Source organism: Auritidibacter sp. NML120636 (assembly GCF_003185945.1).
In the GTDB taxonomy this organism is placed as follows: domain Bacteria; phylum Actinomycetota; class Actinomycetes; order Actinomycetales; family Micrococcaceae; genus Auritidibacter; species Auritidibacter ignavus.
In genome coordinates this window covers 20,492-42,630 of the sequence record NZ_QHLO01000006.1, presented here as the reverse complement: position 1 = coordinate 42,630, position 22,139 = coordinate 20,492, and the positions used below count along the sequence as shown (strand labels likewise).

Sequence of the window (22,139 nt, the reverse complement as noted above, 5' to 3'; positions counted from 1 at the left end):
ATCCCGCTGGTACTGCTGATTCTAGCGCGGAGAGCACAGCAAGATTCGAATCTCTAGTGTACTCATCTCAGCGCTCTGGCACCATGAAGTGTCCTGCGGGAAAGGCATCCCCTACGCTAGGAGTGTGACTACTTCCTCTGAGCCCATCATCCCAGCTGATCCGCAACGGATTCGTGAACGTTTCTCCACCGGCCTCAGTGATGATACCCGGCGGGGAGCCAGTCGGTTATGGTTGCCCAGCGTGGATTCCACGCAACGCTTTCTGATGAGGGAGGCCAAAGAGCACCCGGAGTTCTGGCCACACGCCAGTGGAGTGGGAGCTAATTATCAAACGGCAGGTCACGGCCGTCGTGGAAACGCCTGGCAGGCTGCTCCGGGCGCCTCGGTGAGTATGTCGATTCTGCTCAAACCCGCGCGGTTAGGACCCGGCCTCCAGGCCCAATATTGGCCCTGGATTACGTTGGTGGCTGCCGCGACGCTGGTCGACTGGTTCGGTGAACTAGGTGTGACGGCTCAGGTGAAATGGCCCAATGACGTGCTGGGATCTGACGGACGAAAACTCGTGGGAATCTTGGCGCAGGTTGTCGATGACGACCGGGTGATACTTGGTCTGGGCATCAACCGCGATTTCGGTGGTTCCGGCCAGCAACGTCCGGTCGACACCGCTGCGGCACTTAGCGATTACAATCCGGTCCTGGCTACTGTGGGGTCTCGAAAGCTTGCTGACGAGGCGATGACTCGTTTGGTGGCCGGACTCGAGACCTTTGCTGAGCGCGTCAATCCGCCCAACCCGGATCACGTCCAAGACGAACTGCGTCGTCTCAGTCGATTGATCGTTACCGAAGGCCAGTACATTAGCGGTGAACTTCCAGGCCAGCGTCGCTTGACCGGCTGGATCAGAGGCCTCGGGGATACCGGTTCACTGTTGGTCGAACCTGACCCCTCTCTGCCAGAGGACACCTTGGAAGATCTCCCGCGAGATCCCGACACCGGGTGGGTTGATCTGACCTCAGCAGTGATTCATCACGTTAGACCCCGGTAGGTTCGCCTCCAGCCAGACAAGCACGACTCCACGTCGGGCTCGACCGGTAGAATGGCAGTGGCCGGTCACATATCTCACGCTGTAAACACTGAGCACACAGCATTTCTTCATCTTTGTCCGGCATACTGTGGTCGACGCAGCACATGCACCCCGTCCGGGTCGGAGAGGAGGAGGATAAATGGCCAAGCTTGTCACCGGAGAACAAATGCGGATCCGTACCCGTGCCGATGCCTCCATCCTGATTGGCCCAGCCATCTGGCTGGTGTTATTGGGCGGGCTTCAAGGCGCTTGGCAAGGATTCTTAACCCGCCCTGATCTGCCCTGGGCGCTGAGTACGTATGACCGTGTGTGGTCGATCGCCGGAACTGTTGTGGTGGTTTTACTCCTGGCAGTGCTGGTGGTTCGCCCAGTCTGGCAATGGTTGACGGAAGTTTATGAAATCACCACCCACCGGGTGGCCCAACGCTACGGCACCTTATCTGTGCGTCGCCGGTGGATGGCGCTATCCAGTATTGTCCACATCCGGATTCGCCAGTCCCGCCGACAAACTCGTCGCGGGGTCGGAGACCTCCAACTCTTCACCGCTCAAGGACAATCCTGGACTTTGACTAACGTGCCACACGTCGATGACTTCACCCACTTTGTGGAAAACGAACGTCTCGCTTATGCTCGCAAATTTGGCACGTTGTCGGCAACCTATCGGCCCGACTATCGCCACGACGGCATGTCGACACAGACGCCGGGGAACTCCCAACCCCACCCGATGGGAGGCTACTGATGGCTCGCGGATCAGAGAACACCGGGCATTCCGAAGACCAGGTTTACCGGGACCCCACACCTACTCAGCCTGAACCAGTAGTGCAGTCTAACCCTTGGGAAGGGCTCAAAGAGCTCAGCGACTTACAGGACCAGAAAGGTGACACCGCTGCCACTCTTGACCCGATCAACGACCCGGAAACCTGGACCCAGGCGATCCGGGTGCTTGATGAAGAGCTCATCGGGGGGCCACGCAAACTTAATCGTCGCCAGTTGGCCCAGAAACTCGGCGTATCGGCGCTCTCCGTTCGCAAGCTCGGCCGAGCCTTGGGCTTCCCGAATGTCTCCGAAGAAGAACCAGTCTTTACCAATAGTGACGCTGACGCCTTCGCCACCATGATCGACTTGGTGCGACGCGGTATTTTGAACGAAGAAACCGCGATCTCACTCTCACGTTCCATTGGGCAGATGACCGACCGGATGGTGGTCTGGCAGATCGAGGCCCTAGTGGAAGACAAAATGAATGCCGAAGGTCTCTCAGATCCGCAGGCCCGCCGTGAAGTCGTCCAGATGTTGCCCCGAGTCGTGGATTCGCTGGAAGAAGTCATGGCCTACTCCTATAAGCGTCAACTGAATTCAGCGTTGCAACGACTGGCCGTGCGGGTTGAAGCAGGGCTCGCCGCTTCAGCCCGGGGTCGCGATGGCACCGAAGACGATGATTCGCTACCGCTGGCCCGGGCGGTCGGGTTTGCCGATATGGTCTCCTACACCTCGCTGTCGCGCACCATGTCCGAACGCACCCTGGCCCAAATGGTGCAACGCTTTGAGAACCGGTGCGCAGAAATTATCTCTGTGGGCGGAGGTCACCTGGTCAAAACCGTCGGCGATGAGGTGTTGTTCAATGCTGAAACCCCCGAAGACGGAGCCGAAATCTCGCTGGCCTTATCAAAGGCGCTGTCGGATGACCCGGTGCTCCCCTCGGCGCGCGTCTCGTTGGTGTGGGGCCGGGTGCTCTCCCGACTCGGAGATATCTACGGCCCCACCGTCAACCTTGCTGCCCGGCTGACCGCGCTGGCCGATCCGGGCACCGTGCTGGTTGACCAGATGGCTTCCAACGCGCTCGCCGATGATGACCGCTATATTCTGATTCCCCAGCCACCGGCTTCGGTGCGAGGATTCGGTGAAATTCGCCCGGCGATGTTGTTGCGGGGCACCGGTGAAGGTATTGAGATCGACTAGTGGGCGACTATTCTGGTGGGGTGAGTTCTTCCTACCGATTCCGTAGTGGCGTCGCCACCGATGTGGGGCACCGACGTGACACTAATGAAGACAGCTATGGCACCGCTGACGACCTGTTCATCGTCGCCGACGGTATGGGAGGACACGATGCCGGAGAAGTCGCCTCGGCGCTGACCGTCAAAGCCCTGCTCACCGGGCGCAAAGAACACGGCGACAAGCTCGTAGAACTCACGGATCTGCAACAGTGGCTCACCACCGGCAACAAAGAAGTCTTTGACTATTCCAATGGGCGAGCTGGCACCACTGTCACGTTGCTCTGCGCGGTCAAACACGAAGGCGTAGAGCGACTGGCGGTGATCAATGTCGGTGACTCTCGCACCTACCTGTACCGCAGCGCCGATGAACAACTTGTGCAATTGACCGAGGATCACTCCGTGGTCCAAGAAATGCTCCGCTCCGGCCACATCACGGCCGATGAAGCACGCCACCATCGGGCCAAAAATATGATCACTCGTGCCGTGGGTTCCCAGCTACGACTAACCGCCGATGTCATGATGCTCGATGCCGCGGTGGGAGACCGGTTCTTGCTGTGTAGCGATGGGTTGAGTAACGCGGTGGATCACCACGAAATAGGTTTAGTGCTCACGTCGGCCCAAACACCGCAAGATGCCGCCGACACATTTGTCGAACAGGCCCTCGACCTCGACGGCTCGGACAATATCACCGCCGTGGTGGTGGAAGTGCTCGATGCCCCACCCGAGACCGACCACCAGAAGGTTCAGCAATGACTTCCTCCGCAGAACATCACGAGCCAGACGTCATCCCCGATTCCGAGCTACGTGAACACTACGAGCAACTCATCTCCCAGGTGCGCCGGCATCGCACCGCGTATTACCAACACGATGAGCCTGAAATCTCCGACGCCGCCTACGACAAGCTGTACCGCGAGCTTGAAGACCTCGAAGCGATGCACCCGGAGATCGTGGCCAATGACTCACCCACCCAAGACGTCGGTGGCGACGTCTCGGCGGCCTTCACCCCGGTGGAACACCTGAACCAGATGTACTCGCTGGAAGATGTCTTCTCCCTGCAGGAGCTGACCACCTGGTTCACTCGCACCGAGACCTCACTGCACACCATCCGCCCCGATATGCGTCCGGCTTGGTTAGCGGAGGTCAAGATCGATGGTTTGGCCATCGCGCTGGTGTATCGCCATGGCGTCTTAGAGCGGGCCGCAACTCGTGGGGATGGCACTGTCGGTGAAGATGTGACTCACAACGTGCGCACCATCAAGGACATTCCCCAACGACTCCGTGGAGACAACATCCCTGAGTTGGTTGAAGTCCGTGGAGAGATCTTTATGCCTTCCCAGGCCTTCCGAGAATTCAACCAGCAACGTGCTGAGTCCGGGTTGGCGCCCTTTGCCAACCCACGTAACGCCGCGGCCGGGTCACTGCGACAAAAGGACCCGGCCCTCACCGCCCAACGTCCCCTATCGATGTTTGTCCATGGCATTGGAGCTCGGGAAGGACTGGAACTCACCAGCCAATACGAGACCTACCAGCAACTGGGGGAGTGGGGGCTACCTATCAGCCCGTACACCACCTTTTTCTCTGCTGAATCCGCCGAAGCAGCGCACCAGGATGTGCTGGATTATATCGCTCAGTATGGCGACCAGCGCCACGAGCTGGTGCATGACATTGATGGCATCGTGGTCAAGATCGATGACTTCGACCTGCAACGCCAGTTAGGCTATACCTCTCGGACACCACGCTGGGCGGTGGCTTATAAATACCCACCGGAAGAAGTCCATACCCAGTTATTGGATATTCGCGTCAACGTTGGCCGTACCGGACGAGTCACCCCCTACGCAGTGATGGAACCGGTCGTGGTGGCCGGCTCCACCGTCTCCATGGCGACCCTGCACAACCAAGACGTGGTCACAGCGAAGAACGTCAAGATCGGGGACACCGTGGTGTTGCGCAAGGCCGGTGACGTGATCCCCGAGATTGTCGGGCCGGTGCTGCCGATTCGTGAACAGATCCAGTCCGGCGAGCGCGATGGTGAGATTCGGGACTTTCAGATGCCATCCGAGTGTCCTTCGTGTGGTGAGCCGTTGGCCCCGGCGAAAGAAGGGGACGTGGATCTGCGGTGTCTCAATGCCGAGAAGTGTCCGGCGCAATTGACCGGACGCATTGAGCACGCCGGCTCCCGGGGGGCCTTCGACATTGAAGCCCTGGGGGAAGAAGCCGCTATTTGGCTAACCAATGGGCCCGGACCTGACCCGGCCCATAACCACGGGCACGTCCACCCCCAAGGCCCGGGCGTGCTGACCTCGGATGCTCAGCTGTTTGACTTGGCAGAAACTAACGGTGACCCGGACCTGAAAGCAGCGCTGGGCGAGGTGAAGGTCTGGCGCGAAAAACGCGTCAAGGACAAGGACGGGCACCTGGTCCCCAGTGGCACGTGGCAGTTACAGCCCTATTTTTACAATCAACGTGGCGAACCCACCGCGAACACCAAGAAGTTATTTGCCGAACTGGACAAAGCCAAAGAACAACCGCTCTGGCGAGTGCTGGTGGCGCTGTCGATCCGCTACGTCGGACCCACCGCCGCCCGGGCGCTGGCCGTGGCCTTCGGGTCACTGCCGGCTATCCGAAAAGCCGCCCAGTCCGGTGACCCTGAAGCCTTTGCTCACGTTGATGGAATTGGCCCGACTATTGCCGAGGCACTGGTCGAGTTCTTCTCCGAACCATGGCGGCTGAAGGTCATCGATGCGTGGGCTGCTCGCGGGGTGCGCACCGAAGACGAACGCAACCAAGCCATCACCAAGACCCTGGCGGGGCTCACGCTCGTGGTGACCGGCACGTTGGAAGAATTCAGCAGGGACTCAGCCAAAGAGGCCATTCTTGCTCGTGGCGGTAAAGCCACCGGGTCGGTGTCGAAGAAGACCGACTATCTCATCGCGGGCGCCAATGCCGGTTCTAAACTCGATAAAGCCGAATCACTGGGCATCACCGTCCTCGACGAAGCGGGATTCCAACGGCTGTTGGAACAAGGACCTGACGGCGTTGAAGGATAGGACCTATGGTCGATGAATGCTCCCATCCGGTCCAGGGCCTGCTCACGGTCGCACGCGCGGCCGCTCGAGCTGGCGCCGAGACGTTGCAACGGCGCCCTGGTCCACTGACGCCTTTGCGCGCCGACCAGCTCGGTGCCGAAAACAAAACCTCGACCTCCGATTGGGTTACCAACTACGACCGTGGTGCTGAACACGCGGTGCGTTCGGTCATTATCGCCTATCGGCCCCACGATGAGATCACCGGAGAAGAATACGACCAGCACGTCCCCGAGAGCCCGTCGGGATACCGGTGGTCCATCGATCCACTGGATGGCACCACGAACTTCATCAGGGGCATCCCACACTATGCCACCAGTGTGGCGGTGGGCTACCACGCCGACGAGGGACGGGCTGTCCAATGGCTAGCCGGAGTCGTCCACGCTCCGGCGCTGGGGTGCACCTGGTACGCCGTGCGTGGGGCGGGTGCCTATCTGGTGCGCGAGGCCGATGTCCCTGCGGGTGAAGCAGGTCAGCGCCCAGAACCGTTGCGACTTTCCGGCCCGGCATCTCAACAGCAGGGGCGCCTGCTGGGAACCGGGTTCAGCTACGATCGGCAACGTCGTCCCTACCAAATTGAGGCTGCCAACCGGCTGATGGAGCACGAAGGATTCGCCGATATCCGCCGTCTCGGGTCAGCTGCCATTGATCTGTGTCTGGTGGCTCAAGGTACGCTGGACGCCTACGCCGAGTACGGTTTGAGCGAGTATGACTGGGCCGCTGGCGCGTTGATTGGTGAAGAAGCTGGTCTTAGCGTGCGTCGGCCTCGCTGGTCTAATGGCGTTGAGACGGGAGATTGGTGTCTGCTCGGGGAACTGGGTCCGACCGGCAACAGTCTCGGGCTGGAACCAGGCCACCGCTGTCACTACTGAAAGGTGGAGCACGTGATTCAGATCAGAACCGCCACCGAAGACGATTTTGCCGCCATTTCCGACCAACGAGTGCGCTCCTACCTTGACGGTGGTCATCTCCGCCCCGAAGACAGCTATGTCGAGACCTTGGCCGACGTGGCTGCTCACGCCTCCGAACTCCTGAAGGTCGCTGTCGATTCAGCGCACCCGGACCAGGTGCTCGGTTCAGTGATCATGGTTCGCCCCGAGGACGATGCCTCGGAAACCGCTCGACCGGATGAACGTGAATTTCGCATGCTCGTGGTCGCCCCGGAGGCACGACGTCGAGGAGTCGGCGCCGCCCTGGTCACTGCTGTATTGGATTGGGCCGAACGTGAAGGCGCTCGCGCGGTGTCGCTGACGACGTTGCAATCTATGACGGAGGCGCACCGGCTCTACGAACGTCTGGGCTTTCGCCGGGCGCCGGAACGCGACTGGTCGCTGTCTGATATCGGCTTAGCTGAGCCGGTCGACGGTGAAGAGGTCTTTCTCGTCTACGTCCGCCCCTTGTCAGCTGAGACAACGGGCTAAACTAGATGCGGACTGAAATACGTGCAGATGAACAGTGCAGTGATAAAGGAGACTCATGTCCGGAATCTCTCGCGAGACGGTCGCGCATCTAGCGCAACTGGCTCGAATTGATCTAACCCCCGAGGAACTTGACCGGTTCTGTGGTGAGCTCGATCTGATCCTGAAGTCCACCGCGATGGTGCAGGAAGCGGCCGGAGACGACGTTCCGCCCACCTCTCACCCGATGCCACTGACCAATGTCTTCCGTGAAGACGAGGTATCCGGTGTGCTCACCCAAGATCAAGCGCTTGGCGGTGCCCCTGATGCCGAAGACGGCCAGTTCAAGGTTCCTTCGATCCTGGAGGCTGAGTAATGACACAGACCACAGATCTGACACGTTTAACCGCCCTGCACATGGCTGAAAAACTCCAGTCCGGAGAGATCACCTCTAAGGAGCTGACCCAGGCCCACCTCGACCGTATTCACGCCATCGATGGTGACGCCGAGTCCGGGGTTCACGCCTTTCTTCACGTCAACGACAAAGAAGCCCTCGAGGTGGCTGTCGAAGTTGACCAGTTGCGCGCGCAAGGTGCTGAGCTACACCCGTTGGCCGGTGTACCCATTGCCATTAAGGATCTGCTGGTTACCGTCGGACAGCCTACGACCGCAGCATCCAAGATCCTCAAGGACTGGATGAGCCCTTACGACGCCACGGTGATCCGCAAGATCCGTGAGGCCAAACTGCCCATGCTGGGCAAAACGAACTTGGACGAATTCGCAATGGGCTCCACGACCGAATTCTCCGCCTACGGGCCCACGCGCAACCCCTGGGACACCACCCGCGTCCCGGGCGGATCCGGCGGTGGCTCCGCCGTTGCGGTCGCAGCGTTCATGGCCCCTCTAGCGATCGGTACCGATACCGGCGGGTCCATCCGCCAACCAGGTTCCTTCACCGGGACAGTGGGTGCTAAGCCCACTTACGGTTCGGTCTCCCGCTATGGTGCGATCGCGATGGCCTCCTCGCTGGACACTGTCGGCCCGGTGGCCCGCACCGTGGCTGATGCAGCGGCTCTGCACGAGCTGATTGCCGGCCACGACCCGCACGACTCCACCTCGCTACAACGCGAGTGGGACGACCTCGCCCCGGCTGTGGTCGCTGGTGAGGACCTCACCGGGCTGAAAATCGGTGTCATCGAGGAACTTGACGGTGAAGGATTCGATGCTGGGGTGCTGGAATGTTTCCAGGCCAGCCTGACGCTGCTCGAAGATGCCGGAGCCGAGATCGTGAGGGTCGCGTTGCCTCATCTGAAAGCCGCTCTGCCGGCCTACTACCTGATCATGCCCTCGGAGGCGTCCTCCAACCTGGCCCGCTACGACGGTGTCCGCTACGGTAACCGGGTGGTGCCTGAGCAGGCCACGATCGACCGGGTCATGTCCGCTACCCGTGCTGCTGGCTTCGGGGATGAGGTCAAACGTCGCATCATCCTGGGGACCTACGCACTTTCGGCCGGTTACTATGACGCCTACTACGGTTCGGCCCAGAAGGTGCGCACTCTGGTCCAGCGCGACTTTGCAGCAGCCTTTGAAAAGGTAGACGCTTTGATCTCACCGACCACCCCGACCACCGCGATTGCCCTGGGCGAGGAACTGGACGACCCGATCGCCATGTACCTTAACGACGTGGCGACCTTGCCGTCGAACCTGGCCGGGATTCCTGCGATTTCCGTGCCCGGTGGACTGGCCTCCAACATGCCTGTCGGCGTGCAAATCCAAGCCCCGGCCACCGAAGATGCGCTGATGTACCGCATCGGTGCCGCCCTGGAAACCGGTCTGAAAGCCTCGCATGATGGCGCCGATTTCTTCTCGTTACTTCCCAACGCTTATGAGAGTGATGCCCGATGAGCCAAGATCTCATGAACCTCGATGAGGCCTTTGAAAAATTCGATCCCGTGCTGGGCTTTGAAGTCCACGTCGAGCTGAACACCGCGACCAAAATGTTCTCCGCGGCGCCCAATGCCTTCGGCGATGAACCCAACACGAATACCACTGAAGTCGATTTGGGGATGCCCGGCGCGTTACCGGCAGTGAATAAAACCGCGGTGGAATCAGCGATCAAACTGGGCCTGGCCCTGAACTGTCACATCGCCGAGAAGTGCGGTTTCGCCCGCAAACAGTACTTCTACCCGGATCTGGCGAAGGCTTTTCAGACCTCCCAGTACGATGACCCGATTGCGTCGGACGGTTATGTGGATGTGGAACTTGATGACGGAGAAATATTCCGCGTTGAGATCGAACGCGCGCACATGGAAGAAGACGCTGGAAAGCTCACCCATAAGGGTGGGTCCGGACGCATTCAGGACGCCTCCTATTCCTTGGTGGACTACAACCGTGCCGGAGTGCCCCTGATCGAAATCGTTACCAAGCCCATCGAAGGCGCCGGCGATCGGGCACCGGAGTTGGCCCGAGCCTATGTGACTGCGATCCGCGATATCGTCAAAGCCCTCAATATCTCGGATGCGCGTATGGAACGCGGTAATGTGCGGTGCGACGCCAATATTTCGCTGAAGCCTCGAGGTGCAGAGAAATTCGGGATCCGCACCGAAACCAAGAACGTCAACTCCACGCGTGCGGTACAGAACGCGGTGAGCTACGAGATTCAGCGGCAGGCTGCGATCCTGGATCAGGGTGGGTCTGTCACGCAGGAGACCCGGCACTGGCAGGAAACCTCAAAGACCACCACCTCGGGTCGTCCGAAGTCCGATGCTGACGATTACCGGTACTTCCCCGAGCCCGATTTGGTGCCGATCGTGACCGATCAGCCCTGGATTGACAAATTGCGCGAAGAACTGCCCGAAGATCCCTTGGTCCGCCGGCGTCGTCTCAAAGGCGAATGGGGTTACTCGGACGAAGAGTTCCGCGATGTGGTCGCAGCCGGGCTGATCGATGAAATCGATGCCACCGTTTCGGCTGGGGCCTCGGCATCAGCTGCCCGTAAATGGTGGATGGGGGAAATCGCCCGACTGGCCAATGAAGCTGAGGTTGCACCGCATGAACTGGGTGTCACCCCCGAGCACGTGGTCGAGATTGAGGCGCTCATCTCCGAAAAAACCATCAACGACAAGATCGCTCGCCAGGTCATTGGCCACGTCGCCGACGGTGAGGGCTCTCCTGGAGAGATCGTTGAAGCCCGTTCTTTGGCCGTGGTCTCCGACGAGGGCGCGCTGAACGACGCCGTGGCCCAGGCAATTGCGGACAACCCGGATGTGGTCGAGAAGATCAAGGGTGGCAAGAAGAAAGCCATCGGTGCCCTGATGGGACCGGTGATGAAGGCCACCCGCGGTCAGGCGGATGCTGCACGTGTTCAAGAACTGATCAACGAACAGCTCGGCCTCTGAACCCCGGTCTATGCCTGGATTCCCGAGTCGTTGACGACACCGAAGCCGGCCCCGTCTTGCGCATCACGGGGCCGGCGTGGTGCTGTCTAGGCGCGATTTTCGTGCTCTGGCGCCTTAGCTGACCTTGAGCGAGCGCAACCTGTTGACCGCTGCCATCACCTCGTGGCGACGGGGCATTGCCAGGTGACCTTTCCACCGTGGCGCTAGCTCACTCAAGCTACGTAGCGTTAGGTTTGTCTCGCGCCTGTTATGGTTGTCACCCTGTTGTTGCGTTACGATGATCTGCTCCAGAATGCCAGCAATGGCCCGGGTCTGTTCCACACTGACCAGCTGGCTGAGGGCGGAGAGATCAATATCTTCGTGCCCGATCTGAATGGTGTGCACTCCGCGTGCCCGAGGCGGTTTCCGGGGAGATTTGATCTGTTGCGGAACACGATCCTTCGGCAACCTCAGGGGTTGCGCAGCGCAGTGGTGTCGTTGCTGGGCACCCAGCCGGTGAGCTTCGGCGGTGAGATCACTGACACGGTAGTTTTCTAAACCTAGGACACGATCGGCCACCGAAAAGAACGCTCCGGTGCCCCCGGCCACCAGCACCGTGGAAATGCCTTGGTCGGCCAGTTCTTTGATGCGTGCGGTAAATGGGGTAATCGGCTCGGTTTTGACTAGCTGACGCATCAACTCATCCCGGACCATGAAGTTCGTGGCAGAGGTATCCTCATCGATCAGCACAGCGCTAGCTCCTGCTTCCAGGGCCTCTACGACGTTAGTGGCCTGCGAGGTGGAGCCCGAAGCGTTCGTGGTGGAAAAACGTGTCGTGTCAGTGCCCTGTGGCAGGTCAGAGATGAAGGAGGAAATATCGACGCCGGCCACTGAACGACCGTCTTCGGCCCGAATTGCCACCGCATCGGGATCCGTGATCACGAACTCACGTCCGTCGCCGGCTCGGTGGGGATACACGCCGTGCTCCAGCGCATTGAGTACCGTGGATTTACCGTGGTAGCCCCCACCGACGATCAGTGTGATCCCGTGGGCGATGCCCATACCGGTGAGAGTTCGGCCACTGGGGAGATCGAAGCTGACCGAGACGGAATCCGGGGACTCGAACGGTTCGGCATATTGCAACGGTGCCGAGGAATTACCGGCAGCGCGGGGGAGCACTGAGCCATTGGCGATAAAGGCCACCAGCCCGCGGCGGGGAAGCTCGTCGCGAATGGCCTGCTGGTCCTTCAATAAGGTGATGGTCTCGTCCAGTTCCTGGTGGTCAATCTCCTTCGTGGCATCCCGGAGTAGATCAGGCAACACCTGGGTGATCAACCGGGCAGCCTGGTGACCTTTGATCCGGCGACCCGCAGCCGGCAAGGACACCAACAGGTGGATTTCCATCACCCACCGACTCGACCCTGGGACGCGATGAAACTGGATGCACGAACGCTCCAACACCTCAGGCCCAAACGTCCCGATGCTGATCTCGCGTGGGGCACGCTGGCGGATCCGGCGTGCCAAGTAGTCTGTGGTGGCCACTGTGGTCAGGTGGTCGGCGAGGTTCTCTAGGTGGTCGGCTGTGGCAAATACTCGCACCGTCGACGGTGGTGCATACGGGTCAGCCTGAATATGGTCCAGGTGTACCGTGAGCTCTCCGAGCTGGTGCTTACCCTTCAGATTGCGATATTTGGCGTAAGACTGCCCGTCCAGAGCGTGTAACTGCTTCGCCAGCGACATGGCACCTCCATCGTCAGCATCGAGACGTCACGCAGGTTTGGCAGTCTAACAGTGCACCCTTAGTCCCGGCTCAACCTGTCCGCACCGGCATGCGGGCCACCACCGTGTGGTCTCCTGTCATCCAGCCGCGCACGTAGACTGAGTGACTATGAAGTATGTGATTATTGGTGGCGGGATAGCCGGAATTTCCCTGGCCGAAGAGCTCACACGGCGTGTGGCCAGCAACGATCAGGTCACGGTGCTTGAGGCCGAAGACCGGTTGGCGTATCACACCTCCTCGCGGGCCGCCCAGCAACTGACACTGTCTTATGGACCCCAGGCGGTGCGAGAGCTTACCGAGTTCACCGTCCAGGACCTCGACAAACGACAACAGGGACTCGACGAACCACTGATGTGGCAGTCCGATTTCTTGCTTTTCGGTACCCAAGACCATGTCGTGGAGGAAATGTATCCGGGAATGACGCCCTTGACTCACCAGGAGGTGCGCGAGCACGCCCCGGAGATCCGTCCCGAAAGCTTCGACGATGGCGGACTGGAACACCGCTCGGTGCGAGTCCGCGCTCTGCCATTCCTGCACTGGTTGGCCGATCAGGCCACCGACCGCGGGGCGAACACCGTGCTGAATGCTCGAATGATCCGGGCTGAACGTGTGGGTGGGCTCTGGCAGCTGACCACTGAGGACGGCCAGGAATTCGTCGCCGACGTGGTGATCAACGCTGCTGGAGCGTGGGCCGATATCGTCGCTGAGGCCTTTGGGGCCCGGCCCTTGGGTCTCATTCCTAAGCGTCGTACGGCACTAGAGGCGGCTCTGGCCACTCCGCTGACTCCCGACCACCCGCTGGTCTGCCGTGCCGGCCACGACTACTACTACCGCTACGACGAACTGGGCATCGTCGCTTCTCCCGGGGAGGATGAGCCCTGGCATGCTGAGGATGCCCAACCCCGCGATGCCGACGTACAACGTCTGATCGATCGCATCCAGACTGAGACGACCTTGGAGATCACTGAGGTCATTCGCTCTTGGTGCGGACTGCGCACTGAAGGCCCCGATGGGGAACCGGTGAATGGATTTGACCCCCAAGTCCCGGGATTGTTCTGGCTGGCCGGACAATCTGGGTACGGATTCCAAACCTCACTGGCTATGGCCACTCTGGCCACCGACCTGCTCATTGATCGCACCGCTGGCAACTGGGTGAGTGCTGATGCCGTCGCTCGGGTCAGCCCGGACCGCTTTTACCAGCAGGGTTGAGCCGACCGACTTACCGCAGTGCCTGCTGGGCCGCTTCGAGTCGCGGGACCGTCTTCCGCATGAGCCGACGGAAGGCAGAGGCTGGTGGCTGACGCCGGAGTGCGTTCTCGATAGATTCCAGTGCCATCGACGCTGACCATACGCGGGCATGCACCAGCTCGGAGGGTGAAGAACAGATCTGGGGGAGCATACCGGCGCCGTGCCACAGACTGAGAATCGCCGGATTCAGGGCCGGGTCCCACCGACTTGCCTGGTCCCAGTCCAGCACCCCGTTCAGTCGCCAGGGATCCTGGAGCCAGAGCATATTGTGTCCGGCGAGATCACCGTGCACGAGCCCGAAAGGGCCTTCTTGGGTCCATGTATGAGTCAGTTCCGCGACGTCTGCAATAAACTGCGCAAAATCCGGTAGCGGTGGGCCGGGCATCTTGGCTAGTCGCGTGACTTTCTGCGGGGTCAGCCCGCCACGCTGGGCAAAGGGCTGGTTCAACGCCAAACCGGTGGTGTCAACCTCCGATAACGTGTGAACAATGTCGCGTAACTGCTCTGGGTCCCCGCTGTGGTTCGGGTGGGCCGTGCCAGCAATATAGGGCTGGATAACTCCGCCGTCGACGATCGACAACGCTACCGGGACCTGCCACGGTAACTGGGGTGCGAGCTGGTCCAGCAACGTTGCCTGACGTTCAAGATTGGTGGCCGAATCCCGTGGAATCCGCACCACAAGGTGGCCCGGAACGATGACCAGACGATGATCTTTTCCTCGCTCGATCAGATGAGCTTGAGACCACGGTGCGGACTCAATCAGGGCGCGGTGTCTAGCGCTGATCCCCTCGCGCAAATGCGCGGCCAAATGCTGTGCCAGGGCCAGGTCGTCGTCGGTGGGCAAAGAAGCCATAGTCTCTAATTTAGTGCCCCTGACAGGTTTACACTGGGGTGGTGGTGCTGAGATTCTCGCGAACGGTGGTCTGGTGGCAGATCCTGATTGTCCTGGGGCTATCCCTGGGACGCTCCGGGGTCTACGCCCTGGTGGACTTAATGGAAAAGCTCACTCAAGCACCTTTAGACGAGCAAACCACCGCGCTCAACCCCTCGCTGGCACCAGATCCCGTGTTTGATCTGATTCGCCAACTCCTCAGCATTGGGTTCGGTCTGGTCCCGGTCGTGCTGGTGCTTCACCTGGTGTGGATCTACGGTCGCAACCCATTGCGAAGCTTCGGTTTGGATTTCCGCCGTCCGGTGAGTGACCTTGGGCTGGGACTGATCCTGTTTGTCACTATGGGTGCTGGCACTCTGCTGGTCTACGCGGTGGGACGATCTCTGGGGCTGACCACCGCGATTATCGGATCGAGCATGAATGACCACTGGTGGACTCCCATCGTGCTGACGCTGGCAGCCGTCCGGCACAGTCTGGTTGAAGAAGTCATGATCTTGGCCTGGTTGGTGGACCGGGTCAGCCTCCTGCGACGCACCCCCTTTCCCCCGGCTGACTTGGGTACAAATACCACCTGGCTGCCAACCACCACGACCGATGTGGTCGCGGTCTTGCTGGTCTCCTCGCTGATCCGGGCCAGCTACCACCTCTACCAGGGCATCGGTCCGGGGATCGGTAACGCGATCATGGGAGTGGTATTCGTGCTGGTATATCTGAAGTATCGAAGGGTGATGCCGATGGTCTGGGCTCATCTCTTCTTGGACGTGGCCGGCTTCGTGGGCTTCCCGGTACTCGAAAGCCTGGGCTGGTTTGGGCACTAACGTCGGGCTCGGCGTGCCACGTGGAAGGTAAGCGGTTGTGCATCGCGATCACACAGCGCGCAACGCATCGTGAAAGGAACATTCATGCAGAAAAATAAGCTTCTGATTTATGGCCCGTTGGGTGTGGGCGCTCTCGCGCTGTTTTCGCTCATGGCGCTACTGTTATACCTGTTTATTTTTGGCACCCTCTTGGGCCATAATGTTTCCTCGCTCGACGGTGACGGACCGCAATGGCCGTTTGCGACCGCATGGGTGCTGGGATGGATTAGTGTCATCTGCGTTCCGCTGGGGGCTCTCTGGGCCGTGATCATGCCACATATTGGCCGGGAGCAGGGCTAAAGAGAGAAGCCAGCTCAGCTGGGGGTCGTTCCATGGCCGGTTTGTCCGCTGTCAGCGGTGCAACCGTTTATTGGTCAGCCGGGTCGCGGTGGCGGTCGTGGGGTCTTCTGGCCACGGGTGTTTGGCGTAGCGTCCTCGGTTCTCGGCACGTACCTGGGGATAGACTTCAGACCAGAAAAACGGCAGGTCTTGGGTGATAGCTAACGGTCTTCCGGCAGGGGAGAGCAAATGAATGCTAACCGGGACATCGGCAATGGTTGGTGTCTCCACGGCTCCGAACATCTCTTGGAGCTTCACTGCCAGCACGGGTGGGTCCTGGGAATAATCCACCCGATAGCTTGAACCTGACGGGACCGTGAGCCGTTCCGGGACTCGTGTCTGTAATTCAGCGTCCTTGTCCCAGCCCACCAGCGTCTTCAGACCTGACAGGAGATCTTGGGCAAAAGGAGCCCATTGTTCGGGAGTGAAACGCTGGGGATCGGGCCAGTCTGGCAGATGGTGATGGGCGAAGCGTAGCCGGTCCCAGTACTGCCAGAATTGCTGACTCGGGTTGAGGGCCTCGAGCCCCTGGACGCGAATGGCCCGAGCGGTGGCCTGCAAGGTGTCGTCACTGGTGGCCGCCACCGGAGTCTGGTTGACAATGATGGCACCGATCCGGGACACCTCGCGGACGTTGACTTTCTGCCCCGACCATTCGGCAACTCGCTCTTGGGTAACGGGTAACAACAGCTCGACGGTGTCTTGATCAACCGGCACTGCCGCGCGGATGATGGGCTTGCCACGCAACAGCCCAACCTCCGTGCACACTAACCAGTCGGTCTGCGGTAGCCGAGAATCTCGGGGTAGTTCGGCGGCGGTTCCGGAGACCAACAAGAATTCTCGGGAGTTGCGGTCTCGGCGACGGGCAATGCGATCTGGGTAAGCCAAAGCTGCTACGGTGGCGAGATCCTGTTCCCGAGGTTTCTCAGCCGGTGCTATACCGGAGGGGGTAGCACCGGTGAGGCCGAGAAATCGGTGCGCCTCGCGTGGAAGCTCACGTGCTCTCACATTGACACCGGGGGCTCTCTGATCGGAATCCAATAACGCTACCGCCGTGGCCGCGGTGGCAGGGTCGAGGAGTTCGGAACCGTCCAGTAAAGCGCGGGCGAGTCGTGGTTCTGTAGGAACTGAGGCTAAACGTCGACCCAGATCGGTCACCACCGGCCACGCACCGGAGTCTTTATCGGGCGGTTCGATAGCTTCCAAAGCACCCAAGACCTCCACTGCGGCGCGATATGCGCGTTGCGGTGGACAGGTCGGGAGACGGGTCGGACCCCAACATGCCAGGAACAACACGGCCGAGGTCAGGTCACTGGTGAGGATCTCCGGGGTGATATCACTGGGGCGGGCAGCATATTCGCGTTCCGTCACACACCGTACGACCAGGCCTGGCCCGAGACGCGCCGCACGACCGGCCCGCTGCCGCATCGAGGCCTTGGACGCGCCCACGGTGACCAGCCCGGTCATGGCCCGCATCGTGTCTAACCGTTGGGTTCGCTCCAGCCCTGAGTCCACTACGGCCCTGACCCCCGGAACGGTCAAGGACGACTCAGCGACATTCGTTGCCAGAATGATGCGCTGATGGTTGGCTCGGGAGAGTACCTGGTCCTGTTCCTCCACGGTGCTTGACCCGGTCAACACGAGGGCTTCAGGAAGCTGGCGTTGTACCGCGCGGATCTCGGCGACACCGGGCAGGAAGACCAAAACGTCTCCCTCGGTGCGGGCACTGGTCTGGGCCGTCGTCTTCGCAACGTGGGCGAGAAAATCTGGAGTGACGCCACGGTCGTCCAGCGCGGTGGGGGGCTGAGAGAATTCTTCGGTGAGGGCATAAATCTCGGTGTGGGCGGTGAATAATGCAGCATCAAAATAGTTCACCCACTGTTGCGACTGCGCAGTTGCTGACATCGCCACGAGTTCCAGGTCATCGCGTCGTGGTAAGAGATCGCGGATAAATGCGGCGGTGAGGTCGGTTTCTACGGAGCGTTCATGGATTTCGTCGATCACCACCGCCGAAACATCATCCAGGTCCGGATCACGCAACAGACGACGGAGCAACACTCCCACCGTGACGAACTCGATCTGAGTCTGCGCTGAGACCTTCGCATCGCCCCGAACGGTATAACCAATGTGGTCCCCCACGCTGGTGCGAGTGAGCTGTGCCAGTCGCCGTGCTGCTGCCCGGGCCGCAACCCGGCGCGGCTGGGTCACCACGACCTTGGGACCGGGCTCGCGGTGCTCGGCCCTGGCCGCCAACAACGGGGGAATGATCGTGGTTTTACCCGTACCCGGAGGTGATTCCACCACCGCGCGTAGCCGGTGCGGTAGCCCGAGAAGTTCTTCGACTAATGACGCGGCCGGTAACCCGTGGCCGATCTGTGGGAGGGCGTCGTGGAAGGACAATGAAGAACTGGTCATCCCTTGTAGTCTATGGACTCGTCGTTGGTAGGCAGAACCAGTGCAGTCTCCGATGTGATCAGACCTGGGATGAAATGACCGCCCAGATCTGGCAGAATACTTTGTATTGGTCACGAGTGTCAGTGAAACAGCCCCGGCTTACTGACCGGCAACCCTCCACCGCGGTGGGGTGCCCCGGGTGAGGACCAGGCGCGAACCACAATGGTTCGCAGCAAGCGCGGGTCCACCGTGCTCTGAACGCTGTCTGCCGGCACGGTGTCAGAACACGAGTTGCGACCCCTGAGACAACAGGAGTCAAACCCCATGGGTCAATCACAGCAACCAGACAGCACCAACCCCAACACCTGGGGGCTAGCCACCAAACAGATTCACGCTGGGATCCCGGAGGTAGCCGACTACGGTTCCACCCAGCTTCCCATTCATGCCACAGCGTCCTATAACTTCCCGACTTTGCAGGACGCAGCCGATCGTTTCGCACTCTCCAGCCTGGGCCAGATCTACACCCGCATTACGAATCCCACCACCGACGCGGTCGAACAGAAGATCGCCGCACTGGAAGGTGGCGTGGGGGCGGTGATGACCTCCTCCGGACAGTCCGCGACCACCCTGGCCGTTCTCAACCTTGCCGGTGCGGGAGATTCGGTGGTGGTGTCCGCATCACTGTATGGTGGCACCCAAAACCTGTTCAAACACACCCTGCCGCGACTCGGGATTGAAACGATCTTTGTCGACGATCCCGATGACCTTGACGCCTGGAAACAGGCCATCAAACCCAACACCAAGGTGCTCTTTGGTGAAGTGCTGGGTAACCCGAAAGCCGATGTGCTCGATGTGGCAGCGGTGGCAGATATTGCCCATCAGGCGGGGCTCCCCTTGATCGTGGATTCGACATTGACTCCACCGCCGGTGTTCCGCCCGTTCGAACACGGTGTGGATATTGTCGTGCACTCGGCGACCAAATACCTGGGCGGTCATGCCGCGGCGCTCGGCGGGTTCGTCGTTGATTCGGGCCATTTCGACTGGACAGCCGACCCGGAAAAATTCCCCTGGTTCAATACCCCCGACGAGTCGTATCACGGCGTGGTGTTCGGCACCGATTTTGGACCCGATGGACCGCTGGGCGCGAATCTCTCCTATATTTTGCGACTCCGCACCCAGCTGTTGCGCGATCTGGGCAGCGCAGCCAGCCCATTCAATGCCTGGATCGTCAACCTCGGCCTCGAGACCCTCTCCTTACGTGTCTCCCGCCATGTGGAATCAGCGCTGACGGTGGCGCACTGGCTGGAAGACCATCCCTTAGTTCAGCACGTGGCCTACGCCGGTCTGGAATCAAGTCCCTGGTATCACCGTGCCCAACGGCTGTTGCCCGAGGGAACCTCTGGCATCGTCTCCTTCAACATCGCCGGCGGTGCACAAGCCGGTCGGATTTTCGCTGAAGCCTTGACGCTTCACAAGCGAGTCGCCAACCTTGGCGACACTCGCTCACTGGTGATTCACCCGGCTTCGACCACTCACGCCCAGCTCAGTGAAGCAGAACAGCGGGCCGCCGGCGTCGAGCCGTCGTTAGTCAGGCTGTCGGTCGGTCTGGAGAACCCCGAGGATATCCTGGCTGATCTGCAACAAGGTTTTGCAGCAGTCGAATAGCGTCGCTAGCGCCACAACCGCGTAGCTACTCGCAGATACTGCCGGGCACAGTATCGACAGCCGGAACTGAGGATGATGAACGTGTCAGTGGATGCAGAACCGATCGTTGCAGGTCGTGCGACCTCACCGGGCCTTCGGACCATCTCAGTGGGTGAACTGACCTTTGAAACCGGAGGTTGGCTACCCGAGGTGCAGCTGGCCTATGAAACCTGGGGCACACTCAATCAGGATGGCTCCAACGCCATCCTGATATTGCACGCCCTGACCGGTGATAGCCACGTGGTTTCCTCAGAAGCGCTTCCGCATCCGGGCTGGTGGGAGTCTCTTGTCGGGCCGGGCCGCCCCATTGATACCCGAAAATGGTTCGTGGTGGCACCTAATATGGTGGGTGGCTGTTACGGCTCGACGGGCCCGTCTTCCCCGGACCCTGACGGGCGACCGTGGGGCTCACGGTTTCCCTTTACCACGATCCGAGATTCGGTTCATGCTGAAGCACGCCTGGCCGACGCGCTGGGCATTGAAACCTGGCACGCCGTGCTGGGCGGTTCTATGGGCGGAGCTCGCGCACTGGAATGGGCAGCCACCTACCCGGAACGAGTCCGGGGTGCGGGTATTTTAGCCTGTGGGGGAGCAGCCAGCGCCGAGCAGATTGCCTTCGCCCAGTCGCAAGTGGCCGCGATCAAACTTGATCCACACTACCGCGGTGGTGACTACTACGGTCAACAGCCGCCCGAGGAAGGGCTGGGTATCGCACGGCGCATTGCTCACATCACCTACCGTTCGGAGGCCGAGCTCCAGTACCGCTTCGCTCGGAAACCTCAAGGGCAGGAAGACCCCTTCGGGCAGATCACTCAGCGTACCGGCCGGTACCAGATCGAATCCTATTTGGACTACAAAGCCAAAGACCTGGCCTCCCGGTTCGATGCCAACTCCTACGCGGTTCTCACCGAAGCGCTGATGTCGCACGACGTTGGACGCAACCGTGGCGGGCAACAAGCCGCGGTAGCACGGATTGTGGCAACACCGTTCATCGCTGCGGTCTCCTCGGACCGGTTGTACTTCCCCTCTCAGTCCCAGCAACTAGCCGACGATTTCAACCGCGGCCGTGGTGCCCAGGATCCTGATCATCCGCAGCATGTCCTCAGTCACCAAATCGATTCGCCCATCGGACATGATGGCTTCCTGACCGCTCCGGAACAGATTGCCGATGAACTCATCCGGGTCCTGGAGCTGTAAAGCGAAGCTTCTGCACTGGTAGACTGGTTCGCTAAGATCATCGACTATGAGCTACAACACTGAGTCGAACCAGCTGGTAGTACGTTTCAGCCACCAGGACCTTTCCTCCCGGAGCGATAGTGATCTGCTCGTGGTGCTTCACGGTTACGGCGCCGATGAAACCGATCTCCTTCCGCTCACGGCCGAGTTGCCCGACACTTTTACCGTAGCCGCGGTGCGTGCCCCCATCTGGCTGACCAACGGGATGAATGGATACGCCTGGTTCCCGATCACTGAAGAGTTGAGCTCCCCGCCCGAAAGCGTTCGGAGTAGCTTGGAACAGTTGGATGCCTGGATCCAGAGCGTGGCCGATGGTTTCCGCACCGTCTCCATTCTGGGGTTCTCCCAGGGTATGGCCATGGCCACCTCCATGTTGCGGATGCGCCCCGAGCAGTATGCTGCGGTGGTTGGTCTGTCGGGCTTTGTTCTTGACGCGAGTAACGAGCCACTCCTGGCAGAGCTGTTGAGTCACGACGAAGAACTGGCAACCAAACAGGTGCCGGTCTTCTGGGGTCGCGACCTACAAGACCCCATCATCCCACCCCAGATGGCCAAAGAGGCTGGCATGTGGCTTGACCAGCATGTCGACCTCACACAGGACACGTACCAAGGTGTGGGCCATGGGGTACACCCGCAGGAAATCTCCGATCTCACCGCATTCCTCGTTCGCCACGTCGCGAACCGGCGTTAACCGTAGGTGAATTTCGGGGTGCATCAGGAGACATGGGTTGTTACCAACCTGTAATCTGTCGCCCTTACA

Annotated in this window: 19 protein-coding genes and 1 riboswitch; of the genes, 16 read left to right on the top strand and 3 right to left on the bottom strand. The window is 60.3% G+C overall.

From position 1 onward, the window contains the following. The first annotated feature begins 124 nt into the window (after positions 1-124). The 10 genes from DCC25_RS06700 to gatB all read left to right on the top strand — a co-directional run bounded on the left by DCC25_RS06700 (position 125) and on the right by gatB (position 10,950). Positions 125-1,042, top strand: coding sequence for a biotin--[acetyl-CoA-carboxylase] ligase (locus DCC25_RS06700; RefSeq protein ID WP_110101108.1), 918 nt, complete (start codon positions 125-127; stop codon positions 1,040-1,042). A 178-nt stretch (positions 1,043-1,220) separates the two neighbouring features. After that, positions 1,221-1,820 (top strand): PH domain-containing protein, encoded by a 600-nt coding sequence (locus tag DCC25_RS06695; RefSeq protein ID WP_110098783.1) that lies wholly within the window; start codon positions 1,221-1,223, stop codon positions 1,818-1,820. Continuing rightward, positions 1,820-3,037, top strand: coding sequence for an adenylate/guanylate cyclase domain-containing protein (locus DCC25_RS06690; RefSeq protein WP_183145586.1), 1,218 nt, complete (start codon positions 1,820-1,822; stop codon positions 3,035-3,037). The genes DCC25_RS06695 and DCC25_RS06690 overlap by 1 nt, the downstream gene beginning before the upstream one ends. Beyond that, entirely contained in the window at positions 3,037-3,825 is a 789-nt protein-coding gene (locus DCC25_RS06685; protein WP_110101107.1) for a PP2C family serine/threonine-protein phosphatase, read from the top strand. Before DCC25_RS06690 ends, DCC25_RS06685 begins: the two co-directional genes overlap by 1 nt. Next, a complete protein-coding gene (gene ligA / locus DCC25_RS06680; RefSeq protein ID WP_110101106.1) occupies positions 3,822-6,119 on the top strand; it encodes an NAD-dependent DNA ligase LigA in 2,298 nt (765 codons plus the stop codon). Before DCC25_RS06685 ends, ligA begins: the two co-directional genes overlap by 4 nt. 5 nt (positions 6,120-6,124) lie before the next feature. Further along, positions 6,125-7,027, top strand: a complete 903-nt coding sequence (locus DCC25_RS06675; protein WP_110101105.1) for an inositol monophosphatase family protein — start codon at positions 6,125-6,127, stop codon at positions 7,025-7,027. Positions 7,028-7,039: 12 nt separating this feature from the next. Then, positions 7,040-7,576 (top strand): GNAT family N-acetyltransferase, encoded by a 537-nt coding sequence (locus DCC25_RS06670; RefSeq protein WP_199445893.1) that lies wholly within the window; start codon positions 7,040-7,042, stop codon positions 7,574-7,576. A 55-nt stretch (positions 7,577-7,631) separates the two neighbouring features. Next, on the top strand, positions 7,632-7,928 hold the full coding sequence (gene gatC, locus DCC25_RS06665) for an Asp-tRNA(Asn)/Glu-tRNA(Gln) amidotransferase subunit GatC (RefSeq protein WP_110101103.1): 297 nt from the start codon (positions 7,632-7,634) through the stop codon (positions 7,926-7,928). Next, positions 7,928-9,457: an Asp-tRNA(Asn)/Glu-tRNA(Gln) amidotransferase subunit GatA gene (gene gatA, locus DCC25_RS06660; RefSeq protein ID WP_110101102.1), complete on the top strand. Its 1,530-nt coding sequence runs from the start codon at positions 7,928-7,930 to the stop codon at positions 9,455-9,457. The genes gatC and gatA overlap by 1 nt, the downstream gene beginning before the upstream one ends. Then, positions 9,454-10,950, top strand: a complete 1,497-nt coding sequence (gene gatB / locus DCC25_RS06655; protein WP_110101101.1) for an Asp-tRNA(Asn)/Glu-tRNA(Gln) amidotransferase subunit GatB — start codon at positions 9,454-9,456, stop codon at positions 10,948-10,950. Before gatA ends, gatB begins: the two co-directional genes overlap by 4 nt. Before the next feature lie 114 nt (positions 10,951-11,064). Here the strand turns inward: gatB and DCC25_RS06650 are convergent, their stop codons facing one another. After that, on the bottom strand, positions 11,065-12,669 hold the full coding sequence (locus DCC25_RS06650; protein WP_110101100.1) for an ABC-ATPase domain-containing protein: 1,605 nt from the start codon (positions 12,667-12,669) through the stop codon (positions 11,065-11,067). A gap of 148 nt (positions 12,670-12,817) precedes the next feature. Between DCC25_RS06650 and DCC25_RS06645 the strand changes: the two genes are divergently transcribed. Continuing rightward, the gene (locus DCC25_RS06645; RefSeq protein ID WP_110101099.1) at positions 12,818-13,918 is read left to right on the top strand and encodes an FAD-binding oxidoreductase; all 1,101 of its coding nucleotides are present in this window, start codon (positions 12,818-12,820) and stop codon (positions 13,916-13,918) included. Between the two features lie 10 nt (positions 13,919-13,928). Here DCC25_RS06645 and DCC25_RS06640 read toward each other — a convergent pair whose 3' ends face one another. Then, positions 13,929-14,810: a phosphotransferase family protein gene (locus tag DCC25_RS06640; RefSeq protein ID WP_110101098.1), complete on the bottom strand. Its 882-nt coding sequence runs from the start codon at positions 14,808-14,810 to the stop codon at positions 13,929-13,931. A 65-nt stretch (positions 14,811-14,875) separates the two neighbouring features. On the opposite strand from DCC25_RS06640, the gene DCC25_RS06635 reads away from it, so the two are divergent. Next, on the top strand, positions 14,876-15,667 hold the full coding sequence (locus DCC25_RS06635) for a CPBP family intramembrane glutamic endopeptidase (protein ID WP_233487936.1): 792 nt from the start codon (positions 14,876-14,878) through the stop codon (positions 15,665-15,667). A gap of 84 nt (positions 15,668-15,751) precedes the next feature. Then, positions 15,752-16,006: a hypothetical protein gene (locus tag DCC25_RS06630; protein WP_110098772.1), complete on the top strand. Its 255-nt coding sequence runs from the start codon at positions 15,752-15,754 to the stop codon at positions 16,004-16,006. Positions 16,007-16,057: 51 nt separating this feature from the next. Here DCC25_RS06630 and DCC25_RS06625 read toward each other — a convergent pair whose 3' ends face one another. Further along, the gene (locus tag DCC25_RS06625) at positions 16,058-18,460 is read right to left on the bottom strand and encodes an ATP-dependent RNA helicase (RefSeq protein ID WP_110101097.1); all 2,403 of its coding nucleotides are present in this window, start codon (positions 18,458-18,460) and stop codon (positions 16,058-16,060) included. Positions 18,461-18,568: 108 nt separating this feature from the next. After that, a riboswitch (SAM riboswitch) is annotated at positions 18,569-18,684 on the top strand. A 79-nt stretch (positions 18,685-18,763) separates the two neighbouring features. Here DCC25_RS06625 and DCC25_RS06620 point away from each other — a divergent pair. The 3 genes from DCC25_RS06620 (at position 18,764) to DCC25_RS06610 (ending at position 22,070) form a co-directional block, all read left to right on the top strand. Continuing rightward, positions 18,764-20,104, top strand: a complete 1,341-nt coding sequence (locus DCC25_RS06620; protein ID WP_110101096.1) for an O-acetylhomoserine aminocarboxypropyltransferase/cysteine synthase family protein — start codon at positions 18,764-18,766, stop codon at positions 20,102-20,104. A 72-nt stretch (positions 20,105-20,176) separates the two neighbouring features. Then, the gene (locus DCC25_RS06615) at positions 20,177-21,340 is read left to right on the top strand and encodes a homoserine O-acetyltransferase (RefSeq protein ID WP_110101095.1); all 1,164 of its coding nucleotides are present in this window, start codon (positions 20,177-20,179) and stop codon (positions 21,338-21,340) included. A gap of 46 nt (positions 21,341-21,386) precedes the next feature. Continuing rightward, the gene (locus DCC25_RS06610; protein WP_110101094.1) at positions 21,387-22,070 is read left to right on the top strand and encodes an alpha/beta hydrolase; all 684 of its coding nucleotides are present in this window, start codon (positions 21,387-21,389) and stop codon (positions 22,068-22,070) included. Positions 22,071-22,139: the final 69 nt, after the last annotated feature.